Annotated in this window: 25 protein-coding genes and 1 tRNA gene; 4 read left to right on the plus strand and 22 right to left on the minus strand. The window is 51.9% G+C overall.

The genetic code is table 11. From position 1 onward, the window contains the following. Position 1 precedes the first annotated feature (1 nt). Entirely contained in the window at positions 2 to 1,741 is a 1,740-nt protein-coding gene (locus TREBR_RS09095; protein WP_013758891.1) for a 6-hydroxymethylpterin diphosphokinase MptE-like protein, read from the plus strand. 92 nt (positions 1,742 to 1,833) lie between these two features. Here the strand turns inward: TREBR_RS09095 and lepA are convergent, their stop codons facing one another. Next, a complete protein-coding gene (lepA, locus tag TREBR_RS09100) occupies positions 1,834 to 3,639 on the minus strand; it encodes a translation elongation factor 4 (protein WP_013758892.1) in 1,806 nt (601 codons plus the stop codon). 26 nt (positions 3,640 to 3,665) lie between these two features. On the opposite strand from lepA, the gene TREBR_RS14710 reads away from it, so the two are divergent. Continuing rightward, complete coding sequence (locus TREBR_RS14710; protein ID WP_281054863.1) at positions 3,666 to 3,794, plus strand: hypothetical protein; 129 nt, start codon at positions 3,666 to 3,668, stop codon at positions 3,792 to 3,794. 19 nt (positions 3,795 to 3,813) lie between these two features. Here the strand turns inward: TREBR_RS14710 and TREBR_RS09105 are convergent, their stop codons facing one another. From TREBR_RS09105 to ispE, 8 genes are all read right to left on the minus strand, one after another. Then, a complete protein-coding gene (locus TREBR_RS09105; RefSeq protein ID WP_013758893.1) occupies positions 3,814 to 5,502 on the minus strand; it encodes a S1C family serine protease in 1,689 nt (562 codons plus the stop codon). Further along, complete coding sequence (locus TREBR_RS09110) at positions 5,495 to 7,606, minus strand: hypothetical protein (protein ID WP_013758894.1); 2,112 nt, start codon at positions 7,604 to 7,606, stop codon at positions 5,495 to 5,497. The genes TREBR_RS09105 and TREBR_RS09110 overlap by 8 nt, the downstream gene beginning before the upstream one ends. A gap of 26 nt (positions 7,607 to 7,632) precedes the next feature. Next, the gene (gene ftsH, locus TREBR_RS09115) at positions 7,633 to 9,483 is read right to left on the minus strand and encodes an ATP-dependent zinc metalloprotease FtsH (protein WP_013758895.1); all 1,851 of its coding nucleotides are present in this window, start codon (positions 9,481 to 9,483) and stop codon (positions 7,633 to 7,635) included. Between the two features lie 67 nt (positions 9,484 to 9,550). Then, the gene (gene tilS / locus TREBR_RS13750; RefSeq protein WP_013758896.1) at positions 9,551 to 11,020 is read right to left on the minus strand and encodes a tRNA lysidine(34) synthetase TilS; all 1,470 of its coding nucleotides are present in this window, start codon (positions 11,018 to 11,020) and stop codon (positions 9,551 to 9,553) included. 73 nt (positions 11,021 to 11,093) lie between these two features. Further along, entirely contained in the window at positions 11,094 to 11,651 is a 558-nt protein-coding gene (locus TREBR_RS09125) for a 50S ribosomal protein L25 (protein ID WP_013758897.1), read from the minus strand. A 70-nt stretch (positions 11,652 to 11,721) separates the two neighbouring features. Beyond that, positions 11,722 to 11,794: transfer RNA gene (locus TREBR_RS09130), tRNA-Gln, on the minus strand. 6 nt (positions 11,795 to 11,800) lie between these two features. Then, on the minus strand, positions 11,801 to 12,091 hold the full coding sequence (gene spoVG, locus TREBR_RS09135) for a septation regulator SpoVG (protein ID WP_013758898.1): 291 nt from the start codon (positions 12,089 to 12,091) through the stop codon (positions 11,801 to 11,803). 50 nt (positions 12,092 to 12,141) lie between these two features. Next, positions 12,142 to 13,035, minus strand: coding sequence for a 4-(cytidine 5'-diphospho)-2-C-methyl-D-erythritol kinase (gene ispE, locus TREBR_RS09140; protein WP_041610399.1), 894 nt, complete (start codon positions 13,033 to 13,035; stop codon positions 12,142 to 12,144). A gap of 151 nt (positions 13,036 to 13,186) precedes the next feature. Between ispE and TREBR_RS09145 the strand changes: the two genes are divergently transcribed. Further along, positions 13,187 to 13,441, plus strand: a complete 255-nt coding sequence (locus TREBR_RS09145) for a hypothetical protein (protein WP_013758900.1) — start codon at positions 13,187 to 13,189, stop codon at positions 13,439 to 13,441. A gap of 82 nt (positions 13,442 to 13,523) precedes the next feature. On the opposite strand, the gene rsfS is transcribed toward TREBR_RS09145, so the two are convergent. The 8 genes from rsfS to rplU form a co-directional block, all read right to left on the minus strand. Further along, positions 13,524 to 13,868, minus strand: coding sequence for a ribosome silencing factor (gene rsfS, locus TREBR_RS09150; protein WP_013758901.1), 345 nt, complete (start codon positions 13,866 to 13,868; stop codon positions 13,524 to 13,526). A gap of 31 nt (positions 13,869 to 13,899) precedes the next feature. Beyond that, entirely contained in the window at positions 13,900 to 15,099 is a 1,200-nt protein-coding gene (locus tag TREBR_RS09155) for an LCP family protein (protein WP_013758902.1), read from the minus strand. Next, complete coding sequence (gene yqeK, locus TREBR_RS09160) at positions 15,099 to 15,665, minus strand: bis(5'-nucleosyl)-tetraphosphatase (symmetrical) YqeK (RefSeq protein WP_013758903.1); 567 nt, start codon at positions 15,663 to 15,665, stop codon at positions 15,099 to 15,101. Before yqeK ends, TREBR_RS09155 begins: the two co-directional genes overlap by 1 nt. Then, on the minus strand, positions 15,646 to 16,293 hold the full coding sequence (nadD, locus tag TREBR_RS09165) for a nicotinate (nicotinamide) nucleotide adenylyltransferase (RefSeq protein ID WP_013758904.1): 648 nt from the start codon (positions 16,291 to 16,293) through the stop codon (positions 15,646 to 15,648). The genes yqeK and nadD overlap by 20 nt, the downstream gene beginning before the upstream one ends. Positions 16,294 to 16,297: 4 nt before the next feature. After that, positions 16,298 to 17,443 (minus strand): GTPase ObgE, encoded by a 1,146-nt coding sequence (obgE, locus tag TREBR_RS09170; protein WP_013758905.1) that lies wholly within the window; start codon positions 17,441 to 17,443, stop codon positions 16,298 to 16,300. Positions 17,444 to 17,524: 81 nt separating this feature from the next. Next, positions 17,525 to 17,782: a 50S ribosomal protein L27 gene (rpmA, locus tag TREBR_RS09175; protein WP_013758906.1), complete on the minus strand. Its 258-nt coding sequence runs from the start codon at positions 17,780 to 17,782 to the stop codon at positions 17,525 to 17,527. Between the two features lie 15 nt (positions 17,783 to 17,797). Then, positions 17,798 to 18,133, minus strand: a complete 336-nt coding sequence (locus TREBR_RS09180; protein ID WP_013758907.1) for a ribosomal-processing cysteine protease Prp — start codon at positions 18,131 to 18,133, stop codon at positions 17,798 to 17,800. 6 nt (positions 18,134 to 18,139) lie between these two features. Then, complete coding sequence (gene rplU / locus TREBR_RS09185) at positions 18,140 to 18,454, minus strand: 50S ribosomal protein L21 (RefSeq protein WP_013758908.1); 315 nt, start codon at positions 18,452 to 18,454, stop codon at positions 18,140 to 18,142. A 429-nt stretch (positions 18,455 to 18,883) separates the two neighbouring features. On the opposite strand from rplU, the gene TREBR_RS09190 reads away from it, so the two are divergent. Beyond that, positions 18,884 to 19,585: a hypothetical protein gene (locus TREBR_RS09190; RefSeq protein WP_013758909.1), complete on the plus strand. Its 702-nt coding sequence runs from the start codon at positions 18,884 to 18,886 to the stop codon at positions 19,583 to 19,585. Here TREBR_RS09190 and TREBR_RS09195 read toward each other — a convergent pair. From TREBR_RS09195 to TREBR_RS09220, 5 genes are all read right to left on the minus strand, one after another. Further along, entirely contained in the window at positions 19,536 to 20,381 is an 846-nt protein-coding gene (locus TREBR_RS09195; RefSeq protein ID WP_013758910.1) for a hypothetical protein, read from the minus strand. The genes TREBR_RS09190 and TREBR_RS09195 overlap by 50 nt on opposite strands. Positions 20,382 to 20,567: 186 nt before the next feature. After that, complete coding sequence (locus TREBR_RS09200) at positions 20,568 to 20,825, minus strand: type II toxin-antitoxin system RelE family toxin (protein WP_013758911.1); 258 nt, start codon at positions 20,823 to 20,825, stop codon at positions 20,568 to 20,570. Continuing rightward, a complete protein-coding gene (locus tag TREBR_RS09205) occupies positions 20,822 to 21,058 on the minus strand; it encodes a hypothetical protein (RefSeq protein WP_013758912.1) in 237 nt (78 codons plus the stop codon). The genes TREBR_RS09200 and TREBR_RS09205 overlap by 4 nt, the downstream gene beginning before the upstream one ends. 312 nt (positions 21,059 to 21,370) lie before the next feature. Further along, positions 21,371 to 22,213, minus strand: coding sequence for a MuF-C-terminal domain-containing protein (locus tag TREBR_RS14800; RefSeq protein ID WP_169310634.1), 843 nt, complete (start codon positions 22,211 to 22,213; stop codon positions 21,371 to 21,373). After that, positions 22,117 to 23,034, minus strand: a complete 918-nt coding sequence (locus tag TREBR_RS09220) for a hypothetical protein (protein WP_013758914.1) — start codon at positions 23,032 to 23,034, stop codon at positions 22,117 to 22,119. The genes TREBR_RS14800 and TREBR_RS09220 overlap by 97 nt, the downstream gene beginning before the upstream one ends. Positions 23,035 to 23,084: the final 50 nt, after the last annotated feature.

Genomic DNA, 23,084 nt, shown 5'->3' on the forward strand with positions numbered 1-23,084 from the left:
CATGAATTCTGCAGATATACGCGACGAGCCCTGTCTGGTGCAAACCGGGCGGGGCTTGTCCGTTTTATACGGAAACCGATATCTTTATTCGCGCTACGACCCGGCAGCGGCAGCGGAACGGCTCGCAGATTCCGTGCAGCTGCGTGAAGACACGCTGATTTTATGTTTTTCACCGATTCTCGGATACGGACTGCAAACACTCGCCGCCAAGCTGCGGCAAAATTGCCGTATCTGCGTCGTGGAAGCGGATCCTCTCCTTTTCAAATTATACGAGTGCGCTTCGTATCCGAAAGGAACACTGGTCGTCGCGCCGAAGGACGTTCCGCGGCTACCGCAGATACTGGAACGGCGCAACGCAGCCGACAGTTTCGGGAACCTTTTTCCGCCGCCGGGCACGTTCCGCCGCTGTCTGCGGCTCGATTTTTCCGCCGCGCCCGCCCTGCGGGAACAGACGTACCGGCAGATACACCAAGCCGCGGACGGTGCGATCGCTTCGTTTTGGAAAAACAGGCTGACCCTCATTCGCATGGGGCGGACGTATCATCGGAATCTGTTCCGAAATCTGGGACTTCTGCCTTCGTCGAAGCCGTTCGCCGCCGGCTCCGTCGGAAAACCGATCGTCGTCGCCGGCGCGGGCCCTTCCGCGGACGGCGTGCTGGATGCGATCGCGGCGCTGCCGCCGGATACGAGAAACCGCCTGTACATCATCGCGGTGGATGCGGCGCTCGGCGCGCTGCTCGGCCGGCGCCTTGTTCCCGATGCGGCGGCGACGGTCGAATGCCAGTTCGCAATCCAAAAAGCCTACTACGGCGCCGCCGGGAAACGGATTCCCCTATTCGCCGATATGACGTCGCGCAGCGCCGCTGTACGGCCGGCGACGCACCCCGCGAACGGTGAAAGCGGCAGCGGAAGCACCGGCGGCCCGGTCGTTTTTTTCAGCTCGGCGTTTGCAGACACCGGTTTTCTGGACACGCTGCGAGCAGCAAAATTATTGCCGCAGGCCGTACCGCCGCTCGGCTCGGTCGGGCTTGCGGCAACGGAAATCGCGCTCATGCTGCGCGCGGACATATCGGTTCCGGTATTCGTTACGGGGCTTGATTTCGCCTTTCCACCGGGAAAAACGCATTGCCGAGGCACGCCGCAGCTGCAAACCGTGCTTATCGAGCAAAACAGGCTTTCGCCGTGCGGGAACCCGGCCGCTGCGTACCGAAACGGCGTTTCAGCGGTTTCAAAGCGCGCCGGAAACGTCGTAACGGACCGCGCGCTCGCCGGTTACGGAGCGCTTTTTGCCGACAGATACGGGACGGTTCCGAATCTGTTCGATCTCGCGTGCATCGGACTGCCGCTCGGCCTGCCGGTTCGTACGATCGGCGACTTCGTTTCGTTCACCGCCGCCTTGCCCGATTCCCCGGCACACGCTGCGGCCGGCGGGAGCGGCGACGATACCGGTTCCGATGCCGCCGCGTGCAGACAGGCCGTACTCGACTTCTACGACAAAGAAGAAACGGCGCTTGAAAAACTGAAATCATACCTCGTACGCGGCGGCGCGACCGACGCGCAACTGCGCGAACTGCTTTTGAACAGGGAATATCTGTATCTGCATTTTCCCGACGGATTCAAGCCGTCGACGGACGTTCCGTTTTTGAAACGAGTACGGGCGGAAATAGATTTTTTTCTGAAAGACATTCGATCGGGGCGGAAAAACGTCCGCGCCGGAACACGTCCGGAAACGGAAAACTGACCGGCTCCGGACGCGGCACGAATCAAGAACCGCACTAAGCCATAGCCGCGCACCGATTCCGCGAAAGACGTATGCGAAACCGGTGTTTTACGCTATTCTTCTTTCGATTTCAGCACGGCGAGGAACGCGGACTGCGGCAGTTCGACGTCGCCGACCATTTTCATCCGCTTTTTGCCTTCTTTTTGTTTTTCAAGCAATTTGCGTTTACGTGAAATATCGCCGCCGTAACATTTTGCCAAAACGTCTTTGCGCAGCGCGTTCACCGTTTCGCGTGCGATGATTTGACTGCCGATCGCGCCCTGAATGGCTATTTTGAACTGCTGCCGGGTTATTTCTTCTTTCAGCTGCGCGCACACGTGCCGCGCGCGGTCGTAGGCGTTACCCTTGAACGAAAGCTGCGCGAGTGCGTCCACACTTTTACCGTTTATCAGAATGTCGATTTTTACCAGATCCGTCGCCCGATACCCGATAACGTCGTAGTCGAACGACGCGTAACCGCGGCTGTAACTTTTCAGCCGATCGTAAAAATCGAACAGCACTTCCGCCAACGGCATTTCGTACGTGATTTCAACCCGTTTTTCATCAAGATACTGCATGTTCGTTTGAATACCGCGCTTTTCGGTGCACAGCGCCATAATGGATCCCAAATACGTCGCGGGAGTAATGATCGACGCTTTTATGTACGGTTCCTGCGCTGCCGAAATGCGTCCCTGTTCGGGATAATCAGCCGGATTGTCGATATATTTTTCTTCACCGCTTGTCAGCGTAACCAGATATCGGACGGACGGTGCGGTAAATATGACCGATTGGCCGTAATCTCGTTCGAGCCGTTCCTGAACGACTTCCAAATGAAGCAATCCCAAAAAGCCGCAGCGGAATCCGTGCCCCAGTGCGAGCGACGCGTCTTTTTCATAAATCAGACTCGCGTCGTTCAGCGTCAATTTTTCCATACTGTCGCGCAATTCTTCATAATCGTTTGAATCGATCGGATAAATGGAAGAAAAAACGACCGGCTTCACTTCCTTGAATCCCGGCAGAATTTCCGTCGCCGGATTATCGGCAAGAGTGATCGTGTCTCCGACCCGAACGTCGGCAACCGTTTTGATTCCGGCTATGATATAACCGACGTCTCCGGCAGACAATTCACCCGTTTCTTCAAGTTTGATCCGGAAAATACCGACGGTTTCGACTTTGTATTCGGTTCCGCTGTGCATGAAGCGGATAATCTGACCGTTTTTCAGGGAACCGTCTATCATGCGGATATGCACGATGACGCCGCGGTACGGATCGTAATGACAGTCGAAAATGAGCGCGCGCAGTTTTCCGGCGGGATCTCCGGACGGCGGAGGAAACCGGGAAATGATAGCCTCAAACAGTTCGTCCACGCCTTTGCCGGTTTTTGCCGACACCAGTACCGCGCTTTCACCGTCGAGCCCCAAATCGTGCTCGATCTGATGCTTTACGCCCGGAATATCGGCAGCCGGCAAATCGATTTTATTGATAACGGGAACGATTTCAAGATCGTGTTCCAGCGCCAAATACATGTTCGACAACGTTTGCGACTCAACGCCCTGCGCCGCGTCCACGAGCAGCAGCGCGCCTTCGCAGGAGGCTATCGCCCGCGACACTTCATATGAAAAGTCGACGTGCCCCGGCGTATCGACAAAATTCAGTTCATACGAAACGCCGTCGACTCCGACATACGGAATCGTTACGGCCTGACTTTTGATCGTAATACCGCGCTCGCGTTCAATATCCATGTTGTCGAGAATTTGATTCTGGAATTGACGGTCGTCGATGATACGGGCTTTCTGGATCAAACGGTCCGCCAGCGTAGACTTGCCGTGATCGATATGGGCAACGATACAAAAATTCCTTTTGCGGGATAAATCAGTCATTCGCCCATTGTATTGGAAATACGAAAATGATTCAACATGCCGATGCAAAAATCATACGCCGCGAAGCAGATTTTCGGAACGCCCTCACCGACACGCTGAACGCCTCCGCCGACATGAGGGGCAGTCGCGGTAACGGAAGCATACCGCGGCTGTAAGCGGTATCCGCCGCACGACTTAGAAATAGTACGGGCTGTCCAGCTGCGCACCGACGGCGATGTTTACGTCAAGATATCCGCTTTTGCGCTTTTTCGTGTACACCTGAACGAAAATGCCGTCTTTATCCGGAGTTATTTCGATTTTGATCAGTTCCACCGGATCGTACACGGAAAATCCCGCTTCATCAGCGGAACTGCCTTTCAGAATATTCGTCACCGTATATTTTTTCTTATCGGACACCGAAACCGGCGTCAGCTCCATGCCGAAAATGGGAATGAACGCTTTCGCCGTCACGTCGCTGCGGTAAATGAGGTAGCCGGGATTTTCGGGACGGGCTTCTATATACACGGTGAACGTTTCACTGCCGCCGTCCGCTTTTACCGTATCAACGGTAACGATCGTATCGGCCATCATATGAAGCAGCGCCGACTGAAACGCGTCGAGTCCGTCCACCGCAGTGCCGTTCACTGCGGTGATAACATCACCGGCGGCTATGCCGGAACGGTGCGCGCTGCCTCCGGGCATGACGTACTGCACTTCAAGCCCCGCAGGCCGCCCGGTAATGGGATCGGCCTTGATGTCTTTGCCGAAAGCGCCTATCCATCCGTGTTCGCGCTTTCCGCCTTTAAAAAGTAGCGGTAATTCGGCCTTCAGATATTCGACGGGAATGGCGAAATTAAGCCCCTCGTATGCGAGCATTCCCGCAAAAACGATCGCCTGCACGTTCCCCTTGCCGTCTATGATAGGACCGCCGGAATTTCCGGAATTAACGGCGGCGTCGATCTGCATGATGCTGCCCACCGTAAACAGTTTCCGGTCCACCGCCGAAACGATACCCGACGTCAGCGTCCGTTCCAAACCGACCGGAGAACCGATTGCAAAAATCCGGTCTCCGATGTCCAAATCCGCAGACGAACCGAGTGAAAACGAGAACGGTGCGTCCACTTCGACTTTCAGCAGCGCGAGGTCGAGCACCGGATCCCAACCGACCACTTTCGCGGGTATGCGAGTATCCGAATCTTCGGCAAGTTTTACGTACAGACGGGAATACCCTTCGTACGCCGGATCAACTTCCGACTGGATAACGTGATAATTGGTAACGATATAACCGCTCGGATCGATGAAAAATCCGGAACCGATGACCCGATCCGCGTAGCCGACGCCTTTCGTCACGCGGATTCCCAAATCGACCCATACGGTGACGGTTCCGTTTATGAACGACGACACCTTCGCAGGCGCGGAAACCGGTACGGCGTCGGAGGCAGCGTTTCCGGCGGAACCGACCGCTCCGCCCAATCCGGGAACGGAACGCACGACGCGGGAAGCCAAGGATTCCGCGGAAAACGGAATTTCGGACAACAGCGGATACTGCACCGCTTCGAGCGATGTATACAAGCGGAGCGCGTTCAGCACGTCGTCGGAAGCTTCGCTTGCAACGCAGCCGGCCGCGACGACGGCCGCGCATTCATCGTACAGAGCCGCTATTTCGCCGACGACGTCGCCGCTGCCCGCGCCGTTCCGTTTCAGCAGAAAAACGCGCCACAGCGCGGTAACCGGTTTGTCCGCAAGCATTCCGCGGACGGTACCGATTTCATTGCGGACGACGTCGTTTTGTGAATAATCGAACGGAACGTATACGTCCGGCTCGGACGCACAGGAGGCGAACAGTAAAACCGACGCGCAAACGGACAAAAAGACTTTATTCATTCTGCAGAACTCCAAAGACGAATTCGCCGATTCTGACTGCCGAAACGCGGGGAACGGAACCGTCGTCAGCAGGCTCTCCATCGACTACCAGAGAAACACCTTGACTGCCCGTTCGGTTAAGCGAATCGAGTACTTTTTTTGCAGTTTTCGCCGATGCCGCTTTTCCGAGCCAATATACGCCGGTATCGTCCTGCGAAACGGGCAGGTCGCGCGCATAACTGCCGTTTACTGCCTGCACCGTAACGCGCACCGGTACGCCGTTTTCCATCCGGACAGTAACCGATTCGCCGCCGAGCGGCAGACGGAACTGCGCTTCCGCCGTTTTTTTATCGGGAAGCACGGAATATCGGGCTGACCAGCCGCCGGTCGTCTGGTCGAGCCAGGTGGAAACGCGCGCACCTGCGGCGGCGTATTCTTCCGTAAAATCGACTACGGTATCCCGGTCCCGATCTATCGAAACCGACCGGATGAACACGCCCGGATCAAAAGCGAGCGGCCCGAACAGCTGTCCGTACAGTGCGTCCGTTTCCGATTCGTCAGCGTAAGAACCGGAGCGCGCCGGATCGAACCCGAACGTTTCCGTCAACTCGAAAAATCCGTCGCCGTCGGCGTCTACCGTCCGCACGGTCGGAATTCCGTTTGAAAACTGCGTCTGCGCGTACAGCGTATCACCGGTAAAATACTGTGCGAGCCGGAATTTTCCGTCGAGCACGGCGAACCGGATACGCGCCTGAGAACGCTCATCGGACGGCACTTCAACGGATGAAGCCGCCGCCGCAAGCGAGCGGCGATCCAAAACCGTCTGATCGGATTTCGGCGCGGGAACGAAAAAGTCGAATCCGCCGAGCGTTTCTTTCAATTCCCGATCCGCGTACAGCGTCAGCGGCGTCCACGCCAACGTGTCGGCAACGAGGCGGTATATCGTGCCGTCGGTAAACTCAACGCGGGAAACGAACGGATACTTTCCGTAATGAACGGTGTACCCGCTCTCCGGAACGATAATCCGTGCCGGCACGCCGAAGTCGCATTCCGCGGTCCATTCGATCATTCCGTCCTGATTCGCATCGTACGACACGCGCGCCGGCCGACCCCGCGCGTACGAAATCGACGCGTCGGTCAAGCCGTCCCCGGAATAATCGCACAGCAGAATGCCGTTGTATGCGTTCAAAAACGATTTGAACGCGGCAAGAACCGCATCGTCTTTCAGCAGGGAAGCGAATCTGACGAGCTGCGGCAGCGGAACGCTTTCTTTTGCGAACGAACAAAAATATTCGTACGCGTCGGCTTCGGCAATGAGTCCCGCCTTCAGCGCGAGCGGCGCGTACAACGGATGCCGCAGTCCCGCCGCGTTAAACGCACGCAGCATTCGCTCCCCCGGCTCTCCTGCGGTAAAAGCCGCCGCGTATATCGAAAATTCCGCGGAATCGGTCTGCAAGTCGGAAAAACGGGTGATCAGCGCGTCGGCGAGCGGCTGAACGGAAGGATCGTACGATAGATCGTTTTGCAGTTCGTATGAAAAAAAAGCCAGCGGAAATCGGGAATCCGCCGGAAAAACACGCGACGAAGCGTCGACCTTTTCCCGGGCGCGGCGCGTACCGTCGGAAGTTCCCAACCGGTAATACGCCAACACGCGGATGTATTCGGCTTCAGCGGCGTACAAAAACGTCCCGGAATCGAGTACCTCAAGCGCCCGGCCCGGTTCACCGGTATCGCACAGCAACCGCGCGTACAGCAGACGCGCGTTGTCGCGGCCGGAATCGACCCAGACGTTCTTTGCAAAGGCAGAATCGAGCGTGCTCAGCACTTCGGCGCGGGGTGCGCCGGATTCATTCAGTGAAGCGGCGAGCACGTACCAGAGTTCGGATATTTCCGCGTCGTACGCGAGGCCGAGCTCAGCCTGTCCGGCGGCGTTCCGATATTCCCGGCGCAGCAGATAGTCTTTACTCAATTGCAGACACCGCAGCGCCGTTCTCCGATTCGCCGCGTCCGCATACGAACCGCTCCGTACGTCCGCAGGGCGGGAATCTTGCGCAAAACAGGGAAACACACTGAACGCGGCACAGATGAAAAACAACGCGCCCCCAAAAAAACGTCCTTTCAACATATTTTCGCCCCCTGAACGTACGGCTCCTACGCTTTTGCCGGCCGCGGTTCAAAACCGAGCAGCGCCCGAATATCGGCATCGTCCATCGTCTCGCGGTCTACGAGCGCGTCGGTCAGCGCAGTCAGCTGATCGCGGTGCGCCTCCAGTAAATCATACGCGTTTCGATACGCCGTATCAAGAATACGCGCGACCGCAGCGTCGATTTTACACGAAGTTTCTTCGGAATACGATTTATGCCGGGCGATGTCGCGTCCCATGAAAATCGGTTCTTCTTCCTGTCCGTATGAAATCGCGCCGATATCGGGCGACATGCCCCATTCGCACACCATTTTCCGGGCGAGTTCCGTCGCCCGTTCGATGTCGTTTTGCGTACCGGTCGTCGTATCGCCGTACGTCAGTTTTTCGGCTGCATAACCGCCGTACAGCACGACCAACTGATCGTGCAGCCAGCTGCCGGTGTGCGAATATGAATCTTCTTCGGGAATTCCGACGGTAACGCCGAGCGCGCGGCCGCGCGGAATGATCGACACTTTATGCAGCGGCGACACGTGTTCAAGGTAATAATACGGCAGCGCGTGGCCGGCTTCGTGACAGGCGGTCATGCGCTTTTCGGTTTCCGGCAAAACCATCGATTTACGGGCCACGCCCATAAGCAGTTTGTCCCGCGCTTCTTCAAATTCTACCGAAGTAACGTTCCGCTGATTTTTACCCGCGGCGAACAGAACGGCTTCGTTCACCAGACTTGCCAAATCGGCGCCGCTCATACCGGGCGTAGAACGGGCGACCCGTTTCAGATCGACGTCGTCGCCGAGCGGAATTTTCGCGGCGTGCACGCCGAGAATCGCTTCGCGCTCTTTGATATCAGGCAGGGAAACGGTTACCTGTCGATCGAAGCGGCCGGGACGCAGCAGCGCCGGATCGAGTACGTCCGGCCGGTTCGTCGCGGCTAAAATGATCACGCCGTCTTTGCTTTCAAAACCGTCCATTTCCACCAGCATCTGATTCAGCGTCTGTTCGCGCTCGTCGTGGCCGCCGCCGAGTCCTGCGCCGCGCGCGCGGCCGACCGCGTCGATTTCATCTATAAAAATGATCGCCGGCGCCATTCTGCGTCCCTGCTCGAACAGGTCGCGGACGCGGCTCGCACCGACGCCCACGAACATTTCGACGAAATCGCTTCCCGATATGTGCAGAAACGCAACGCCCGCTTCACCGGCAACCGCGCGGGCAAGAAGCGTTTTACCCGTACCGGGATTTCCGACAAGCAGAATGCCGGTCGGAATTTTCGCCCCCATATCGAGATATTTTTGCGGATTTTTCAAAAAATCTATCACGTCGGAAAGTTCGTTTTTCGCTTCTTCCTGGCCGGCAACGTCGGCAAACGTAATTTTCTTTCCGCCGGAATAAACGCGCGCGCGGCTCCTGCCGAACTGCATACCTTTCGCACTCTGCGACGCATTCTGTCTGAAAATGAATATGAAAAAGAACACCATTATGATAATCGGAAGAAAGTCGAGTATCGCCCGGAAAAAACCGGTGGAACTTTCGGCACCGACGACGACTACGTTATGTTCCGCAAGCAGCGGCATCAACTGCGTGTCTCCGTACGGAATGACCGTCTTAAAATACGATTTGGAAGCACCCTGCGAAAAATTGGACGAACGGGCGACGCCTTCGATTATCCGCTCGTCGGTAATTTTCACTTCCGTAACGGAGCCGTTTTTAATTTCGGCAAGGAATTCCGAATACGAAATTTCGGGAAACCGGGCATTCTGCCCGTTCAGGATAAAAAAAATACCGGCGCCGATCAGCACGACGACAAAAAACATAAATCCGAAGTTGCCTTTTTTTACCGGCTGCGGCGAAATCTTATTATTCATATTACTTCCATAGTTTCTCAATATCCGTTTATTATACCAGAAAACGTATCTTTTTTACAGCGTTCCATCAATTTTCCGAAATTATTTCGATCCGAAACGTATTTTTTTCTCCGGAAGGCGAAAACGATTTCTCACAATGAAACACGAAGCCGCCGCCCGCCGTCCACGGAATGACCGAACGCGCTCCGTACGATTCGATAACGGGAACGTTTCCCCGCTGCGCCGCGGGAACGCCCGCTTCAGCACATATTTTTGAAACGCTTTTACGGATGCCGCCGCCCGTATAGGCGCAGTCCGCAGGCGCTGCACTGCGCACGACGACAGGCAGCTCGACGAACACCGAGCGGCCGCCGGAATATGCGGCGGATTCCTCCGGCGGCGGGGTTTCCTTTGAAACCGCGACGGTTCCGAACGGAAACTCATACGCGCCCGCCGCGGTAATCACCGCGTAAAAACCAATTTCCTCCGCAGTGCGGTCTTTTTCGGTTTTCCGGAGGCACAGCACGACGCCGTCGGAATCGACAGTGATGCCGCCGGCGGAAACTGAAAAACGGTGTTCCCCGCCGCCGGCGCGGCAGATCCGCCGTACGAACGCATACGGAATGCGGGTTTCGGTTTCGAGCACATCGAACGCCCGATAGATCAGCCGCCGTTTAATAGCCGCAGCCTGAAGCCGGAACGTGCGCGCGTCCATGCAGAGCGAATCACCGTCCGAACGCCAGGAACACGAATCTGCCGCCGCATCGATAAAAACCGCGTCTTCCGCCGCTTTTTCCGCGCCGGAAAGTACCGCCGTATCCCATCCGGGCACCAAAGAGTTCAGCACCGGCACCAGTTCGTTGCGGCATTTGTTTCGCAAATACCGGTTGTCAAAATTGGTCGCATCGGTGCGGTGCGGTACGGCAAGAATTTCAAGGTAACGGAGTATATCGGCGCGCCCTATATCCAACAGCGGCCGGACGAACGGCTCCCGACACCGGGGGATTCCGGAAGCGGCGCTGCTCCCCTGCAAAAAGCGGAGCAGCAGCGTTTCAAGCTGATCGTTCCGATTATGCGCAAGGCAAATTACGGCGGCGCCGGTCTGCCGCGCATCCGATTCAAAAATCCCATACCGCAGCGAGCGGGCCGCTTCTTCCAGACCGCGCCTGCGTTCCCGCGCAAGACGTTCGACCGCCCCGCGTTCAAACACCGCAACGCGACAGTCCGTCGAAGGCAGCGTTTCGCAAAAATTCCGAACGAAAGCAGCGTCACCGCCGCTTTCTTCCGGCGGCCGGATATTGTGGTCGACGGTTATCACCCGAAATCGGGCCGAAGCGGTATCGTTTTCGCCGGGTGTGCAGGACGCGGAATAGAGAGATTCCCTGATGCGGACGCTCGCGCACAGCAGCGCCATGGAATCGGCACCGCCGGAGACGCCGAACGCAACGATACTGCCGGGACGGAACAGTTCCGCACACGGATAACCGGCGCGGGAAAACCCGTCCATAACGCGGCGTTCAAAAAATACGGCAAATTCATCCGTTTCACTCGTGTTCACTGGCACCACCGGCAAAATATCGCTAAAAAAAAAGTCCCCGGAGCGGGGACTTCCTCTAGCGGATAAAACGCGTTTATGTTCTCGGAGCGGAAACGCTCGCGAGCGCGGCTTCGGGATCACTCAAAACGGTGATTTCTTTAGCCAATCCGAGATCTTTAACACGGAACACCTGTCCTACGCCCAAACCGGAAATATCGGCTGTAACGCGTATAGGCAGATTTTTGGGCAGACACTGAATCGTAATCTGCGACTGATGCGTCGTCAAAAATCCGCCTTCGCGAACGCCGGCGGGATTTCCGGAAAGCAGTACTTTCATCGTAACTTTCAACGCTTTCTTTTCATCGATAGCATGGAAATCAGCGTGCAGATTCCTATCCGTTTTAATATCGTATTCGGTATCTTTGATAAAGACCAAATTATCTGATTTTCCGTCCAATTTGAGATTTACAAGAGTGGTAGGTGTCGCACTCTTCCATACTTTTGTAAATTCGACTTCGTCAATATCAAGCATGACAGCTTCACCCTTGGAATTATACATAACTGCAGGGAGACGGCCGTTTTCACGAAGTTTTTTTGCAACACGCTTACCTGTTTCCGTACGGGTAACAGCGTTAACAACTAACTGATCCATCTGAGGACTCCTTATTCACAAATTACACGAAGCAGTATTTCAGCAAACAACTACCTCATATATATTATAACTGGGACGGCAGGATTCGAACCTGCGGAATACCGGCACCAAAAGCCGGGGGCTTACCGCTTGCCAACGTCCCAAAATAATCACTCTATCATATCGTCGCCGGATTGAGATTCCTCAACGTGCCCGGCACGATATTCCGCAAGAATGCGCTCCTGCAGTTCTGCTCTGAATTCGGGGCTGATAGGATGCGCAATATCCATATATTCGCCCGTCGCCGTTTTGCGGCTCGGCATTGCGATAAACAAGCCCGTTTTGCCGTCGATAATCTTCACATTATGAACGACAAAACAATCATCGAAGGTAACGGTTACGTACGCCTTCAGCTTGCCGTCCACCGCAATCTTACGGATCCGGATTTCAGTAATCTGCATAATACTCATCTCCTGTCTACATACAAAAACCTTATTTTTATAATAAAAAATCAGGAAGAAGCGAATGTATAACACCGCTTCCATTTTACACCAAGTACAAAACAGGCGTGAACTGCTTTATCAGAATCTTCAAAAACTCCAAAAACCGCAGATCCCGAGCCGGACATTTGGACATACGATGCACCGTTCAGCACAAGGTCATCTAAAGCTTGCCCAATAAGCGGATACCGCTGCACGAGAGGTTCCGTAAAGCTATTTACAAACGACCAGCTTTTAACCGGCCGCTTATATACATCATACAGCTCTTCCCGTGAAGGTCCGTTCCAATCCTGATGCCCCGAAGCGTAATACGCATCGACTAAGCGGTACGCTTCTCCCGTAGAACTATGCACATCAGGACAAATCAAAACAAAATGTAAATCCGTTCGGGGCGTTATCGGAAAAACCTTTTCTCCCCGCCCCGTTACCACCGCACATCCGGAACAATCCGGCGCGTCAACCAAAGAGCTGCCGCTCAAGAAAAAAAATACGTCACTGCCGACTTTTCCGGCAATACCATGCAGCACATCGGCAGTCAACTTCGTTTCAAACGACACGTTAAGCGCCTTTATAAAGGCCGCCGCGTCGGCGGAACCGCCGCCAAGACCTGCGCCGCTCGGAATACGTTTTTTCAGCGTAACGGCAACACCGTCCGTTATACCGGTCGCGCTGCAAAAAGCGTCGTACGCGGCCGTCAACGTATTATGTTCCGGCAAATCCATTCCGTCGCACACGACCGTACAGGTTCGTACCGCCGTATTTCCCGTCCTGATAAACAATTCATCGTATAACGGCACGGTTTGAAAAATGCTTTCGATATCATGATAACCGTCCGACCGGACCGGTAAAACCCTGAGTCCGATATTGATTTTCGCAGGAGCGGACACATGAATATCGTGCAACATAAGCTCTGCTATTATACAATAAATAAGGAAATTGTCAAATACTTTACGGATATTTTTTGAAAATGATTTTTTTTTATAATATCTAGTTGACATACGGCACTCTCTCATCTATTGTATATACATACTACTTGCTTATTAAGGACGTGGATGTATGCTCAGCGAAAGTGAATTGTTGGAATACTCATCACTAGCCGGTTACGGATTCGATTACGCGTATGATGACGATTATAACGACGAAGACGACGACTTCGACGATGAAGACGACTCATTAGACGATTTTGAAGACGACGAGTTTTTGGATGACGATTTTGATGATGATCTTGAAGACGATTTTGATGACGAAGAAGATCTTTACGACTATGAAGACGAGGATGAAGATCTCAGTTACGACGATTTCGACGAATAACCGGCATCGCAATTTTCTTTAATCAGTGCAGCGGGAATGTAAAAAGAACATAAGCTCCCCTTTCTACATTCCCGTTTCTTTTTCAGCGCAGCCGCTCACCGTTATGCCACAATTTTTCAAGATCGTAAAAAGAACGCGCTTCTTCCGTCATTAAGTGCACGACGACGTTCCCGATATCAATCAGATTCCAGTCGTCTCCGTCGGGAGTTTTCCGGTTGGTAACGTGTATTTCCATATCGTTGTCGCGTACGTAATCTTTAACGAGTTTATACAATCCCTTCCAATGGACGGAACTGGTTACCGTAACGATAACGAAATAATCCGTCCAGCTATTCAATTTTGATACGTCAAGAACAGTAACGTTTTGTCCTTTTCCGTCTTCCATCAGCTGCGCTATTTCAAGTGCTTTTTCCTGAACCGTTTTCATTATATAAATCCTTATAAACAATATGCGTAATTCAGCGGACGTACCGTCCGTCGAAGTCTTTTCCCAAAATGATCGTAAAATCGACTTGCGTACCCAAATCGGAGCCTGCTTCTTCCGGCAGCACTTCGTCGACAACGATATTCGTACACCGGATAAAATCTCCCAGCGTTTTGGCAACGTCTTCGTTCCCGATATGATTAATGATCACCGTTTTTTCATAATCGTTTGAATCGGCGTTTACCGAACTCAGCACGTCGTATCCGGCGCCCTGCAAAAGCGCGGCCGTGTTCCGCGCGAGTCCTTGCACGGCGGTACCGTTTTGTATTTCCAGTACGTAAATGCGGCTGTACACCGTTTCCGAAGCGGACGCCAGCGACCCGATAGACTGTTTGACCACGTCTTTTATCAGCTGACCGTCGTAATACGGGAACAGCAGCGTCTGTCCGTCCACCGCACGGGATGAACCGGTTACCGTCTGCGGCACCAGCCGTTCGGAATCGATTTGGGCAATGACGGACAGCAGGCGGCGGACGTATTTCGTATCCATATTGGCGTGCAGCAATTTACCGTACGGCGTAAAATTACCGGCGGAAAAGATCCGCGGCGAATTACGGTTCAGCGCACCGAGCAGCGCAACCATAACGTGCTGACGGCGTTCCTGAATGTCCGCGGCGGATTCCTCCGGCACGGTGTACAGCAGATAGGTCCGTATTTTGTCCCCGTCCAAATTGACCGATCCGGACGGCAGCAGCCAGCGTTCGCCGGTATCCGAGGCCGCATCAACCGGATACGGTACGAATATCCGCAAGCCGCCGAGCAAGTCTACCAGTTTTTGAAAATCGCCGAGATTCATAACGATCGAAAACGGAATCGTCTGTCCGATCAGTTTGCCGATTTCGGCCCGATACGCGTCGATACCTTTTTCCGTAAAAACGGCGTCTATCCGGTCTACCCGGCCGAGGCTCGAATAAATGGCTCCGGTATTACCGGGGATACTGAACAACGTACCGCGCGTGGAAACGGGATAGTAGACGAAGACGTCGGAAAACAAAACCGTTCCCCCGTCTTCAAGTACGAACAGCACTTTTAACAACTCGTCGTTTTCAAGAATTTCGGAAACGGGATCCGTCTGCAACGAAAAAACGAGAATGATCGCCGTAACGACAAGAATGAAAAAAATCAATATCAAAAAGAGTGCGCTCTTTTCGATCCGTCTGTTCTTATGAGCCATCAGTCCTCCAAGGATTCAAGGAACCGGCGGGAAACCGGCGCCACCGATTTGTTACGGTTTTCAAGCCAGCCGATATTCTCCTGCACAACCGTTCGCACCAAGCCGTTCAGCGACAGGGAAAACAGCCGGTCCAAATACGCAGGCGTAACGTGTTCCCGTCCGGGTTCTATTTTATCCGCCGCATAGATAATTTTCGCGAGCGCGCTCATACCGGGCGCGCCGAACGTGTGATTTCTGACAGCTTCGAGAATATCGGCGTCGTCCACGGCAAAATCGCTTTTCAGCATTGCAGCCGCGGCGCGTCCGTGCAGCAAAGAAGGTTTTTCCTGCTCCAATTCCGTAACGGGCGCTCCGTCGCGCGCGGCGAGCGACAACAGCAGACGGGGATTCATTTCTTTGCACATATCGTGCGCGATTCCCGCAAAATAACCTTTTTCAGGATCAGCGCCGTACCGGCGGCACAGTTTTTCGGCAGTCTGCGCCGTCCGCACGGAATGCTCGAACCGAGTTTGAGATTCGGCACCCAGCGCGTATTTTTTTACACGTTCAATTAATTCCATATCCATACAGTTTTCTCTGTATAATATACCGATAAACGGCGTCAGGAACAAGATACCGCCACCCTCCCGCGAACGGTAAATCACACCGCCGGTGCGGCTCGGCGGAATTGCGGATTCCGTTTCTGATGTCCGAAGAAGACACCGGAAGCACGGCGTTTTGCAGTTCCGTATGACGGTAAGAAAATACCGGCTGCCCCCGTTCCGACTGAATCAGCCGGCGAGCGAGGATCAGATCGGCCCGATCGGCGAGTTCCGCCGCACATTTCCATGAATCGAATCCGGCAACCAGATCGTCGCCCATAATCAAACCGATTTTGCCTGCAAGCAGTGAACCGGCCGTTCCGGCCGCATACCGGTCTTCCAGATACGCGAGCGTATCGTACGAATACGAAATACCGCCGCGCCTCAGTTCACAGTCGTCAACCGCGAAGAGCGGATTGTCCGCAACGGCGCGATTTACCATTTCAAGCCGGTCGCCGGCGGAAGCACCCGCAGCCAATTCCTTGTGCGGCGGCAGATTTGCCGGAACGAACAGCACTTTGTCGTAACCGAGCCGGGTACAGACTTCCTGTGCGAGCACCAGATGTCCGATGTGCACCGGATTAAAACTGCCGCCGAGAATCGCAAGCTTCACGCCGCTACGCCTCGCTGCCCGGATACTGCACGGGTTCTTCGCCGCAGACTGAACGGCTTTTCAAAAATTCCGATTCGGCGCCGCCGTCCGCAGCAGCCGTTCTGGGCACGTTTTTGGACGACGGGCTGACGTGTCCGGCGTCTTCCATCCGTTCGACCAGCGAAAGGATTTCGCGGCGCACCCTATCGAGTCCCGTTCGGGCGTATATCGACATCGGAATGACGATTTCTCCGGGATGCTTTGTGCGGATCGACTCGGCAACCAATTCGGCGCGTTCGGGAGCGCCGTCCGTATCGGTTTTATTGCACAACACGATGCGGGGTTTGGCGGCGAGTTCGGGCGAAAAAGAAGAAAGTTCCGCGCACAGCGTGTCGTACGCGTTCAAACAGTCGTCGTCGGAGCAGTCGATAATGAACAGCAATCCGGCGCTACGCGAAATATGTTTCAAAAACCTGATTCCCAGTCCCGCGCCTTCGGAAGCGCCTTCGATAATACCGGGAATATCGGCGATGATGATGTCGCGGTCGGCGTCTGCGTGCAGCACGCCCAAATTCGGAATTTTCGTCGTAAACGGATACGGAGCGATTTTAGGCCGCGCGTTGGTAAAATGATCGAGCAGCGACGATTTTCCCGCGTTCGGAAAACCGACCAAACCGACGTCCGCCATAATACTCAGCTCTACGCGGAGCCGGCGAACTTCGCCCGGTTTGCCTTCGTGCGCGTAACGGGGCGCCTGATTGGTAGACGTCTTGAAATGAGAATTTCCCCAGCCGCCGTTACCTCCGGTCAAAAACACGAAACGGTCGTCCTCGCTTTCGGTCGTAAATTCGCGGATCAGTTCGCCGCTGTCGGCGTCGAACAGGGACGTTCCCGGAGGAACGGGAATAATCACGTCTTCACCGTCGCGCCCGAAACGGTTGCCGCCTTCGCCGTCGGCTCCGCTGCGGGCCTTGAAAACCTGTTTGTAACGCATGTGCGCGAGGGTGCGCAGATTACGTTTTACGCAAAACACGACATCGCCGCCTTTGCCGCCGTCGCCGCCGGCAGGACCGCCCATCGGCACGTATTTTTCACGCCGGAACGCGATACAGCCGTTGCCGCCCTTGCCGGAACGGACTTCAATCAACGCCTCGTCTGCAAATTGTATCACTGTCTTATCCTTAAAATACAAAAATACCCGAAGAAGGTACGACCTGCTCCGGGTATATTCATCAGTTCAGAACTGTTCGCGTTACGCTTCAACGGGCGCGACGGACGCCAGTTTGCGGCCCTTGCGTTCGTGATACAGAACGGTACCGTCCGCCGTTGCGAACAAAGTGTCGTCCTTTCCTTTCTGAACATTGTCACCCGGATGGATTTTCGTTCCGCGCTGGCGGACAAGAATCGAACCGGCAGATACCGCTTCACCGCCGTACACTTTTACACCCAAATATTTGGGGTTTGAATCGCGGCCGTTTTTCGCGCCGCTTCCGCCCTTTTTACGTCCCATAATATGCCTCCGCTGTTAATCTTCAATTTGTTCCCGCATCGTTACGCAGTCGGGATATTCATTCTGAAGCGCCGTAAGACCGCTCCGTAAAAAATCCGCCGCATAAATCAACCGGCAGGATTTCCCGCCGGCAAAATCATCCACACGGAACGCGAGATTTCCGCGCGAAGTAATATCCGTTTTAACCGCACTTCCGAATGATTCCGACAAAACCTGCAGCGTAGTCCGCAAAAGAACCGTTACCGCCGCACAAACTATATCGGAACCGGACGGAGCGTATCCGGAATGCCCTTCCGCCCTGCAGGAACGGAACTGCCCGTTTCTGCTCCGCGAAAGATACACCACCGTCATAACGGATTACGCTACGACGATTTCCTGAACACGGACAGTCGTATACTGCTGGCGGTGTCCGATCGTCCGGTGGTAGTCTTTCTTGCTCTTGTATTTGTAAACGATAACTTTACCGTCTTTGAAAGAGTCTTCCACGACGACGCGGACTTTTGCGCCTTTTACATACGGCGCGCCAACGCTTACCGATCCGTCGCTGCTTACGAGCAATACCGTATCAATATCAATTGTGCTGCCTTTTTCAGCATCAATCTTGTCTACCTGAATGAGAGCGTCTTTTTCAGCTTTATACTGTTTGCCCTTATACTCGACGAGTGCGTACATCTTCTACCTCTGTATCCATTTTATATAGGGCCGTCTCGAAACTGAAGTTATCCGACAAACCCATGCACGCTCCGATATCTAACGGGAATATACCGGAACAGTTTATACCATAAGTACTATATATTATATCAAAAACATCCGGTCGTAGTCAATAGTCAAAACCGATTTTACGGGATAACGCATAAAGGAATGGACGGAACAATGCACAGCAGGCGCCGAAAAAAAGCAGCACCATATTATTGAAGGAATCCGTATCGAAAGATCAAAATCCTGCCATGACAACTGCAAAATCTATCCTGGAAACCGGATAGGTTTTAAAATATTCTTATTATACGGAAAATCCCTGTCGGTCTGCATTCGGAAAAAACGTCTTGCTAACACGCGATATTCGGGATGACAGGATTTGCCCTGCGACAGTCAGCGGTCCGTATGCACATAGAGGTTACCGGTTCCGCCGGAGGCATAGCGCTCAATAAAAACTATATGTCCCTTGAAACCGGCAAGACGATAGAATTGTCGGCAACCATTGATAACGGCACAACGAGCGACTACAACAACATCACCTGGTCGGCCGATAAGGTTGGCGGACAGGATATCGTAACCGTACTCGGGTCTGGTAAGACTGTGGCAGTGTACGGACTCGCATCCGGACGCACGTCCGTCACAGCGGAATGGAACGGAAAATCAGCAAAATGCGATGCCGTAGTCGAAGCTGCCCGCCAATTCGCGTTCGACACGCAGACCATGCGTGTACAGCCGGGACAAACGAAAACGTTCAAATATACGCTTGTGCCGGATACTGCCGATATCCAGTGGTTCACCAACTCGAACGAATACATTACCTACGCAGTCGATCCCGCGTCCAAAACGATATCCGTAACCGGCATAAAAGAAGATCCCACAGGTAGTATCGCACTGACGACACTTTCCGGAATATCACAGAGCATGAAAGCGAGCATCAGCATTACGACCAGCTGGGATTATAAACTGAACCTCGGTTGTTTACAACTTATCATAGAGAAAGCTGCAAAAATAACACAAAACGCTACAATTAATTTTTTCACTGTATTCCTCCAAGAAATTAATTACTTTTACTTGCTACATAAAAAGAATCGGGAGACTTCGCATTAACAGGTGTTCCGTCCCGATAGGCAAAGTAAGCGGCAAAAAAAGAACCGATATATGCCTCACAATACGAAATATTGGTATAATAGTCACCAACGGCCACCATAACGGCTTCAAAAGCGGCCTTATTTTCCAATAAATATTTTTGCACGGCTTCCATGTCAGAAGTGGCAACTGCCACATCCTGAATTAAAGCAAGCTTTCCATTATAGTAATTCACAAATTCGTCAGAAAGAGAATTCAACACTCTCTGATATTCGTTAGAAACCCTCGTACACCAATCACCTATTCCTGCCTCGGATAATTCGGTAATACCGAATTCAGTCCACTTATCGGCAACGGATAAATCATCATGATTATTGATAATTCTATTCGTTATCTTTCCGAATACACCTTCGCTGGTATAAGTATTCATTAACGAAACGGCATAGTTTCCGATTTGAGCAGGAGATTTAGTTTGCAAATTTTTTATCCGTGCAATGAATTCTTTATCCTGTGTATATTCGGGAATATATTTTTTTGCCACTGCTGCTTCCGGCGAAAAATTAGTATCATTTAACGCTGAAAGTTTTTTCCCGATCACATCACGCCGTTTGGCCAGATTCCATAACTCGTCTTTGAATGCTTTCGGATCATACGGAAATTCAAGGGGAAGTTTAGCAGCATACACCTCAAGCCCGCTAATCGGTTTCAATTTGTACGAACTGCTGTCTTCAAAAAATGCATCCGAAATTTCGACTGCAAATACCCCGAATGCACACACTGTTACCGCTGCCAATGCGGCCATCTTTTTGAGTTTCATTTTAACATACCCTCTCGAAAATAATTTACAAGCAATCGGCGATATATTTGGATTTTCCGATTTACTATAAAAGCACGTTTCAGAGGGTATCCGACGGCGTTCGGGAACCTCTGCAAAATATGGTATTAATTATAATACTATAAAGTCAAAAAAACAAGTAGTCTTTCAAATATCAAATTCTGTTAATCAGTCGTAGGCATTTTTCCTGTGTCCGAAATCAATGGCGTAAATAATATATTCATCATCGACAATTCTGCAAAAAATACGGTAATCGCCTACTCTATAACGCCATATTCCGGCTAAATTACCGATCAGTTTTTTACCACGTGAACGAGGATCTTCCAAATTTTCAATCTGTTTCAAATAGTTTAAAATTAATTTTGCAACTGAATTATCAATTTTTTTTATTTGCTTTCTAAAAGAATCCGTTAAAACTACTTTCACAGACCGAACTCTTTTTCAACTTCAGTAAGTGTATAGGTTTTTTCTCCATTAGACACGAAATCGAACCAAGCTTTTTCGGCAAGCTGATAATCCGCCCTATCCTCTTCCAGTTCCTCCAAATAACGTGAAATTGCATTTTCCGCAATTTTACTTTTAGTATATCCGAATTTTTCTGCGCATTCATCAAGTTTAACCAAAAGAGTCGGTTTCAAACTTATACTTAAAGATGCCATATCATGTCTCCTCTTCTTTTAGAATAATATTATTATTAGAAAAAAGCAAGGAAATTCTGAAGTTTTACGCTATTTTCACACTGCCGCCACGCTCTTCGGTTCTGTTTCTGACCACCGGCGTCTGCGATTGTCTTTTAAACGATTTTTTGTCCTCAAGTATACGTACGGCTTTTTCCGGCGCAATATTCTTACCGGTTCGGATCGATACGGCGTTAAAACCGGAGCCATCCTGAACGGCAGTCCGGAATGCCTTAAATACGTTTGATAAGCCGTAGTCTGCGTTTTTACTTTTGACCGGAGTTATAAGCCGATTCACAATCGATTCCGTACGCTTCCCCGTTCATATAATCCGAACGTATCATGATCAAGTATGACATGTCCCTGCAGCAGACACTTTCCGTCATTGCCGGTAAACAGCCGTTCCAATTCTTTTGTTGTATCCATATCTTCAGTGGCAAAGGTTCTATTCGGCAGGTGGGCTGAGATTGCCAGTTGATCTTTTACCGTGCCGTCCGGTGCGACGAACAGGTACCGGAACGTTTCAAAGCGTTTATCGCGGTAAATGCGCAGCGCCTGAGCCATTTGACTCCAGCCGTCGGCGCTGATATTTCCGGCAGTATCTACGTCAACGGATTTTCCCGTTATATCAAATACTCCGTGCTGCCTGAAATCCCGGAAACTTTTCCATAGACCGCATTTCTGTCCGTCATTGGTACCGCTCAGTATCGGATCACAGTACATGCGTGCGGCCATTTTTGCTTGCCGGATGTGATCGCGCGTAACGGCAGGATCGCCGGATGTAAGATATGTATCCGGATGTTCTGCTATGATGAAATTAAGATAGCCGGTCTTCGTCTTGACAGAATCGGTGTTTCCGGATAAGGTTTGATTATCCGATTGGAGAGCCGCTAAGGAGAAGTATACTCCGGCTGCCCGCTGCCAATCGGATATTTTTTTGTCGTCAACGTATCTAAGCAAACCTTTGGCTGTCCATTGGTCAAGCACATTCGTACCGTTTTTAGCTATAAGAGTTCTATCGTGAATACTGCAAATTTCATTTACGATAATTCTTTGTCTGCTGTGTGAAACGGCTGATTCCGTATCAAGGGCAAACGCAATAGGTTTTGATTCTTTTGTAAAAGTATCAGTAAGCAAAAGTCATGCTGAACACTGTTGTATTCGGCAGCATTTTCAAACAGTTCAAGCTGTCCCTGTAACAGATCAAGGTTTCTGTCGGTAAATATTCGTTCGTTTTGTACTGCTTCACTTTTCTTAACCGGCTCTTCATTTTGAGTCTTGTCATGATTCAGATTCAATTCAGTACGGTTCTTTTCAATCAGTTCCAATGCGAGCGGCTTAATATGAGTGCAAAACGATTCATATTCCACATATCCGGGGATACGGAAGGTTTCCGGCGTCGTTGACGAGATTTGGGAATATTCTTCCGTAGAAAGAACACTTTGCCGTTTTGAATTTCGTTTAAATTTTATGAAAGTCGGTTTTGAAACGGAAATCCCTTGCCAAACCGCTTCATCATATATTTCACAAAAGATTTCCTGATATCGATTTTTCCAACTGCCTGATTTATTGCAGTTCAGTAAATACTGCTGAATTTCGGAGACCCGCAGATCTTCAATTCGTCTGTCGCCGAAAACGTCGATTATATATTTAACGTATGCACGGCAATCAAGCATCGTGCGGGGACTTATCGACTTACCGAATTGCCGCCGTCGTTCGTAATGAACGGAACCGGGAATATACATATCTTTGGCAATACGGGAAACCGTCGCACTGCAAACTGCCGGCGGCGGTAATGAATCAATATACGCTTGTGCTTCAGCTTTGGACACACAACCTTTACATGATTTCCGCACCTGCGTTTTGTCGCTGCTGTAGTACCAGTAGTACCACTTTTTTATTTGCTTACCTGATTTAAGCGTAACGGTCTTTTTGAATAAATGATAATAGACAGCCATAATAAACCTCCGTATGCACTTTTTATGCAAAGTCATACCGAATGAGAAAC

The organism is Treponema brennaborense DSM 12168 (genome assembly GCF_000212415.1).
GTDB lineage: Bacteria > Spirochaetota > Spirochaetia > Treponematales > Treponemataceae > Treponema_F > Treponema_F brennaborense.